General features: G+C 25.1%; 3 protein-coding genes. All 3 read left to right on the forward strand.

Going from position 1 to position 1,865, the window contains the following annotated elements:
• Positions 1-259: 259 nt before the first annotated feature.
• On the forward strand, positions 260-697 hold the full coding sequence (locus RWY47_RS09510) for a DMT family transporter (RefSeq protein ID WP_224170723.1): 438 nt from the start codon (positions 260-262) through the stop codon (positions 695-697).
• Between the two features lie 86 nt (positions 698-783).
• Positions 784-1,431, forward strand: a complete 648-nt coding sequence (locus tag RWY47_RS09515) for a diphthine--ammonia ligase (protein ID WP_021429100.1) — start codon at positions 784-786, stop codon at positions 1,429-1,431.
• 195 nt (positions 1,432-1,626) lie between these two features.
• A partial coding sequence (locus RWY47_RS09520) for a hypothetical protein (RefSeq protein ID WP_316030308.1) occupies positions 1,627-1,865 on the forward strand: 239 nt, incomplete at its 3' end.

Below are 1,865 nucleotides of genomic sequence, written 5' to 3' on the forward strand. Positions count from 1 at the left end.
TACTTTAATGCCTAAATTTTTAAATAAAAGGGAAAGAGTTCCAATAAGTAAAAGTAAAATCCCCATCATTATAAAATTATTTGCATTTTCTTTTTGATTAAAATTATTAAAGTTAAAATTTATATTCATTTATATCACCTCTTTAAATCATTAAAAAAATTATAACAAAAAAAAAGTAACTATAAAATACTTTCTTTTAAATTTCTATTTAAAGTAATTTTAAAAATGCTTGTATCATAAAATTTTATTATGTAAAGGAGTGAGCCAATTGATAAAATTAATATCTATAATATTTGCAATACTAGCGGGAGGATCTACAGCTTTGGAGGCTTTTATAAATGGAGAGTTAGGGAAAAGTACATCAGCAGTTACAGCAACTTTTATAAGTTTAGTAGTAGGTTCAGTATTTTTTTTAATAAACATGATTTTAACTGGAGAAATTAAAACTTTTTTAGCAACAGAGTCGATAAGTCCTAAATTGCTACTTGGGGGTATATTTGGAGGATGTATAATTTATTTTACAGTTAAGGCAATGGATGGAATAGGGCTTTCAAGCACATTAACTATAATTGTAGTTTCACAAATTCTTATAGGATTTTTTATAGATGTGGTTGTTCTTAAAGAGCAAACTATGTATTTATATAAATATGTAGGTGCAATTTTACTATTTATAGGAACATTTTTCATAGTAAGTTAAATCTATTTAATTATTATACATATTTGGTAAATTAAATTTATGTGATAAAATTAATGTAAATAAAATACATTAGGAGAGATAGAGTAATGAAAAATAAATTTGTTATGTCATTTAGCGGGGGAAAAGATAGCACACTGGCATTATATCGCATGATAAAAAAAGGTTATGAGCCAGTTGCTCTTTTGACAACTGTAAAAAAAGATGCTGATAAATCATGGACACATGGAATAAATAAAAGGTTATTAAAACAAGTAAGTGAAAGCTTAGACATTCCATTATTAGAAGTTGAATGCGATGTTTGTGAGTATGAAAAAGAGTTTGAAAAGAGCTTAATAAAAGCAAAGGAACTTGGCGCAAGTATTTGTGTATTTGGAGATATAGATATCGAAGAACACAAAAACTGGGATGTTGAAAGATGTAAAAACTCAGGAATCGAAGCTAGTTTTCCACTATGGCAAGAAGATAGAGAATCATTAGTTTATGAATTTATAGAAAGTGGATTTACAACTATAATAAAAACTGTAAATTTAGATTATTTAAATGAAAGCTTACTAGGGAAAAAACTTACAAAAAATATTGTTCTTGAAATTAAAAATGCTGGGGCAGATGCTTGTGGTGAAAATGGAGAATATCATACTTTTGTAATAGATGGACCATTATTTAAAGAAAAAGTATCTTTTGAAAATAAAGGTATTGTAATTGAAAGAAATTATGGACATTTAAATATTGTATAGAAAAAGCTATCTTAAAAAAGATGGCTTTTTTGCGCTACAAATCAAAAAATACACATATTAATGTGCATAAATTAAAAATTGAAGAGGTAAATATAGCTATGGGAATTATGTAAAATAGTAACCATTATATTAACTTAAATTAAAGCAAATAATAATAAAAATAAATACTAAACTAATTTAAGAAGGTGACACTAAATGCAATCATCTAAAGGAATTAAGTTTTTTATTTTTTTAATAATAAATATGCTAATAGTATTATTGCCAAATGATGTTTATTCAATGCAAAAAAATCAAAAAATACCGCAAGAAGTTATAATAGGGGGAGAATTATTGCATATGGAATTAAATACTGAAAAAGTAATGATATTTGGAATAGAAAAAAATTCCTTTATTAAAAATTATGATTTAATAGACTGTATAAGTGGAGATTACTT

The sequence above is a fragment of the Paraclostridium sp. MRS3W1 genome, assembly GCF_032465715.1.
Lineage (GTDB): Bacteria > Bacillota > Clostridia > Peptostreptococcales > Peptostreptococcaceae > Paraclostridium > Paraclostridium dentum.

Coding starts and splice junctions, on each gene's coding strand:
- RWY47_RS09515 (WP_021429100.1), top strand. CDS start 784: ATGAAAAATAAATTTGTTATGTCATTTAGCGGGGGAAAAGATAGCACA.